This window comes from Deinococcota bacterium (genome assembly GCA_030858465.1).
Classification (GTDB): domain Bacteria; phylum Deinococcota; class Deinococci; order Deinococcales; family Trueperaceae; genus JALZLY01.
The window spans coordinates 1-4,912 of record JALZLY010000150.1 but is presented as its reverse complement, the minus strand read 5'-3'; the positions used below and the strand labels follow the sequence as shown (position 1 = coordinate 4,912).

The window sequence follows — 4,912 nt, the reverse complement described above, 5'->3', positions numbered from 1 at the left end:
GCGCTCGAGCGCCACTTCTACACGAGTAGCGCCTGCGGCGTCTGCGGCAAGACCAGCCTGGAGGCGCTTCGCCTCCGCGATTGGCCCGCCGTCGCCGGCGGCCTGACGGTAAGCCACGAGCTGATCACCGCGCTGCCCGCCAAGCTACGCGAGGCCCAGGGGCTTTTCGAGCTGACCGGGGGACTTCACGCGGCAGCCCTGTTCGACGCCGGGGGCGAGCTCCGTGCCGTGCGCGAGGACGTGGGCAGGCACAACGCGCTCGACAAGCTGATCGGCTGGGCGCTCTTGGAGGGGCGCCTTCCCCTCGCTGAGCACCTGGTGATGCTGAGCGGCCGAGCCAGCTTCGAGCTGTTGCAAAAGTCGCTGGCGGCGGGCGTGCCGGTGGTCTGTGCGGTCTCCGCGCCGAGCAGCCTGGCGGTGGCCGTGGCGGGGGCGTTCGGCATCACCCTCATCGGCTTTTTGCGCGGGGAGCGTTTCAACATCTACAGCGGCGAGGAGCGGATCGCCTTCCCCAGGGGTGAGGGCGGACAGAAGGCGCTAGGCGGCGCGGGTTCGCGCGGCTAGAGGAGAGCATCATGGCCAAGGGCGAGAAGAACGTCATCAGCAACGACGAAGGCGATAGGGATAAGGCCGCCAGTCATTACCGGTTCAAGAGGGGCCTCGAGACGGCGGAGCAGGAGGTCGCCGAGGCGCCGCGGCGGGTCGGCCACGCCCAGCCGCCCGAGACCCTGACCGGCCTCGAGCTGAGCCCTCCCAAGACGCTGGCGGGCGGCGTCCCGGCGGTGGTGTCCTCCTTGCGGCACATGTACGGCGAGGCGGGGGTCCTGCGCGGCACCAGGCTGTTGATGACGATGAACCAGAAGGACGGCTTCGACTGCACCTCCTGCGCCTGGCCCGACCCCGACGAGGAGCGCTCGATCGCGGAGTTCTGCGAGAACGGCGCCAAGGCGATCGCCGACGAGGGCACCCTCAAGCGGGCGACACCCGAGTTTTTCAAGGCGTGGCCGGTGACGAAACTCGCCGAGCAGTCCGACCACTGGCTCGGCAAACAGGGGCGGATCACCGAGCCGATGCTGCTCCGCGAGGGCCAAGACCACTATGAGCCGGTGAGCTGGCCGGAGGCCTTTGGGCTCATCGCGGGCGAGCTGAACGCCCTGGCGTCACCCGGCGAGGCCGCCTTCTACACCTCGGGCCGCGCCAGCAACGAGGCCGCCTTTCTCTACGGGCTCTTCGTTCGGCAGTTCGGGACCAACAACCTGCCCGACTGCTCGAACATGTGCCACGAGTCGAGCGGCGTCGCCCTCACGGAGACGATCGGCATCGGTAAGGGAACGGTCAAGCTCGAGGACTTCTACCACGCCCAGGCGATCTTCATCATCGGCCAGAACCCCGGCACCAACCACCCGCGGATGTTGACCGCGCTGGAGCGCGCCAAGCGCAACGGCGCCACCATCGTGAGCGTCAACCCGCTGCCGGAGGCCGGCCTGCTGAGCTTCAAGAACCCCCAGGACTTCAAGAACCCGCTGCGGGCGCCGGGCACGCTGCTAGGCTCGGGCACCCAGCTCTCCGACCTCTTCCTGCCGGTGCGGATAGGCGGCGACGTGGCCTTTTTGAAGGGGGTCATGAAGGAGCTGCTCGAGGAGGAAGCGCAGCGGCCGGGCGAGGTCTTCGACCACCCCTTCATCGGCGAGAAGACCGAGGGCCTTGAAGCCTTTTTGGCCGATCTGCGCGAGGAGAGTTGGGAGCGGATTCTGGGGGGAAGCGGCCTCTCGCGTGAGGGGATACGCCAGGCGGCGGAGGTCGCCATGAACAGTGAACGAATCATCACCTGCTGGGCGATGGGCCTCACCCAGCACAAGAACGCCGTCGCCAGCATCCAGGAGATCGTCAACCTCCACCTCCTGCGCGGCAGCATCGGCAAGAGGGGCGCGGGTCTTTGCCCGGTCCGCGGGCACAGCAACGTGCAGGGCGACCGCACCATGGGCATCTGGGAGCGGCCCAGCCAGGCCTTCCTCGACGCGCTGGCCGGCGAATTCGCCTTCGAGCCCCCGCGCGAGCACGGCTTCGATACGGTGGAGACCATCAAGGCGATGCACGAGGGGCGGGTCAAGGTCTTTTTCGCCCTGGGCGGCAACTTCCTCTCGGCCACCCCCGACACCGCCTACACCGCCGAGGCGCTCCAGAACTGCCGCCTCACCGTGCAGGTCTCGACCAAGCCCAACCGCTCGCAGCTCATCACCGGCGAGCAGGCCCTGATCCTGCCCTGCCTGGGCCGCACCGAAGAGGACCTGCAGGCTAGCGGCCCGCAGTTCGTGAGCGTCGAGAACTCGATGGGCGTCGTGCACGACTCGCAGGGGATGCTGAAGCCCGCTTCAGAGCACCTCAGGAGCGAGCCGGCCATCGTCGCCGGCCTGGCTAAGGCCACCCTCGGCGCGCGCTCGACGGTCGACTGGGACGCGCTCATAGCCGATTACGACCGCATCCGTGAGCACATCGCCCGGGTGATCCCCGGCTTCGAGGACTACAACCGCAAGGTGCGCTTTCCCGCCGGCTTCTATCTCCCCAACGGCCCCCGCGAGGGGCGCTTCCCCACCGACAGCGGCAAGGCGAAGTTCACCGCGCATCCCATCCCCAGGCACGAGCTGGCGCCCGGCCAGTTGGTCATGATGACCATCCGCTCCCATGACCAGTTCAACACCACCGTCTACGGCTTGGACGACCGCTACCGCGGGGTCAAGGGCGAGCGGCGGGTGGTCTTTTTGAATCCGGAGGATATGGCGGCGCAGGGGATCGCGCAGGGGGACACCCTCGATCTGGTGAGCCACTTCGAGGGTGAGGAACGCCTGGCCAGGTGTTTTGTCGCCGTGCCCTACGCGATTCCCCGCCGCTGCGCCGCCACCTACTTTCCGGAGGCCAACGTCTTGGTGCCGATCGGCAGCGTGGCCGAGGGCAGCAACACGCCGGTCTCGAAGTCTGTAATCATCACGCTTCACCCGTCGCAGGCGGGGGCTCCGAGCGGGGCTCGAGCGGTCTCAGTCGCTCATCGGAGCCACACTCGACCTTGAAGGGCTGGCCTAGATGCGCTGACCTTGAATCGGCGGCGAGGCTGGGGTATAAAGGAGACCGCCAAAAGCGAGACCTCGACAAGACCTTGGGATCTTGGAGGTCGGAGGAGGTCGGCATGAACAGGAATTGGATAACACCCTTCGCGCTGGTCGTGTCTTTGCTTCTGCTATCGGGAGTTTGGGCCGGCGCGACGGAGCAGAGCGTCAGGCTGTCGTTCGCGACCACCATGGACGACTCGGGCGTGGACCGGGCGATCCGCGAATTTTTCGACGAGCGCGTCCGCGAGCTGAGCGGCGGCAGCATCGAGATCGACTTCTTCATGGGCGGGCAACTCGGCGGCGAGCGCGAAGCCCTCGAGCAGATGAAGCTCGGTGAGCTTGACATGGGCTACAACGTCATTCAGGCCGAGCTCTACTATCCCGAGTACAACGCCGTGAGCATTCCCTTCTTGTTCCCGGACTTCGCCTCGATGCAGGCGTTCATGAGCGGTTCCGTCGGGGACGAGGTGGCGAGACTGGCTCGAGAGCGCGGCGGCATCATCCCTCTGGGCATGCACGGTTACGGCGCCAGGTGGACGACGTCCAACCGGCCCTTCACCACCCCCGAGGAGTTGCGGGGCCTGACCATCCGCATGCCGGAGATCAGATGGTGGGTCGATGTGTGGGCCGAGATGGGGGCGCTGCCGACCCCGATTGCCGCGACGGAGATCGTCACCGCGCTGCAAACGGGGGTGGTCGAGGCGCAGGAGAACTTTCTTACCAATATCGCCGGCAGGCAGATGTGGGAGTACCAGCGCTACCTCGTCAAGACCGAGCACATCCAGTTCTTCCAGACCTGGCTGGTGTCCGAGCGGACCTGGGAGGACAAGCTGAGCGAAGCCCAGCGCCAAGCGCTCGCACAGGCCGTCGAAGACACCATCGCCTACGTAGCCGAGATCGTCGACGAGATGAACGAGGGCTTTGTCGAAGAGACCATTGCCAACGGCATGGTCCTCATTGAGCCTGACCAGGAAGCCCTGAGGGCCGCGGCGTTGCCGGCCGTAACGAGGATCATCGAGGAGGACTTGGCCCCCGGCGTCTACGACGAGGTTCTCGAGGTCATCGGGCAAGAGGACTGATCGGGAAAGAGACGGGAATAGGGTAGGCAGGTTCCTACCCTTCTCGAACGACGGGCAACGGGAGGCGCATGCTGACGAAAATCTACCGGGGCTTTCTCCTGGGCCTGGAGTTGCTGATCGAGCACGCGGCAACGCTGCTCTTCATCCTCTTTTTCATCGCGGTGCTCCTGCAGGTGTTCTACCGCTACGTCCTCAGCCAGCCGCTGACCTGGAGCGAGGAGGCCGCCAGGTACTTAAACATCTGGGCGGTCCTCTTGGCCGCCGCGCTGGCCGTGAAGCGGAGTGAGCACCTGCGGGTGGACCTTATCGACTTGTGGTTGGCCCGCTGGCCCCTGCGGCTGCGCCTCGGTTTTCACGTCCTGGCCACGTTGCTGTCGGCGCTGGTGGTGGTGACCTTGCTGCGGGGCAGTTACCAGATGGTCTTGGACCGCTGGTCGGTGATGCTCACCATGATCCCGCTGCCTCAGGGCGTCCTCTACCTGGCGCTGCTGGTCAGCTCCGCTCTCATGCTGCTCTTCTTCGCGCACCAGCTCGCCGGGCAGTTGCTGTCGCTCGCCCGAGGAGGCAGGGCGCCGTGACCGTGGTCATCATGATGGTGGCGTTGGTCTTCTTTTTGATCATCGGCGTTCCGGCCGTCTTCGCGATGGGCCTGTCGACCATGCTCTATTTTGCCGCCGGCAGGGGTGCGCTCGACATCCCCAACTTTCTGATGGCGCAGCGGACGGTCTT

At 66.2% G+C, this 4,912-nt stretch carries 4 protein-coding genes; all 4 read left to right on the top strand.

Annotation, left to right across the window (positions count from 1 at the left end; all coding sequences use genetic code 11):
- On the top strand, nt 1–564 hold a 564-nt coding region (gene fdhD / locus M3498_07080), incomplete at its 5' end, for a formate dehydrogenase accessory sulfurtransferase FdhD (protein ID MDQ3459046.1).
- Nucleotides 565–575: 11 nt separating this feature from the next.
- Nucleotides 576–3,065 carry an FdhF/YdeP family oxidoreductase gene (locus tag M3498_07075; GenBank protein MDQ3459045.1) on the top strand — a complete coding sequence of 830 codons (2,490 nt, stop codon included), beginning with the start codon at nt 576–578 and terminating at the stop codon, nt 3,063–3,065.
- 116 nt (nt 3,066–3,181) lie between these two features.
- On the top strand, nt 3,182–4,183 hold the full coding sequence (locus tag M3498_07070) for a TRAP transporter substrate-binding protein (GenBank protein ID MDQ3459044.1): 1,002 nt from the start codon (nt 3,182–3,184) through the stop codon (nt 4,181–4,183).
- A gap of 68 nt (nt 4,184–4,251) precedes the next feature.
- Entirely contained in the window at nt 4,252–4,761 is a 510-nt protein-coding gene (locus tag M3498_07065; GenBank protein ID MDQ3459043.1) for a TRAP transporter small permease subunit, read from the top strand.
- Nucleotides 4,762–4,912 lie beyond the last annotated feature (151 nt).

Excerpts from the sequence above, each read along its gene's own strand:
- M3498_07075 (MDQ3459045.1), top strand. The coding sequence starts at position 576 with ATGGCCAAGGGCGAGAAGAACGTCATCAGCAACGACGAAGGCGATAGG.
- M3498_07070 (MDQ3459044.1), top strand. The coding sequence starts at position 3,182 with ATGAACAGGAATTGGATAACACCCTTCGCGCTGGTCGTGTCTTTGCTT.
- M3498_07065 (MDQ3459043.1), top strand. The coding sequence starts at position 4,252 with ATGCTGACGAAAATCTACCGGGGCTTTCTCCTGGGCCTGGAGTTGCTG.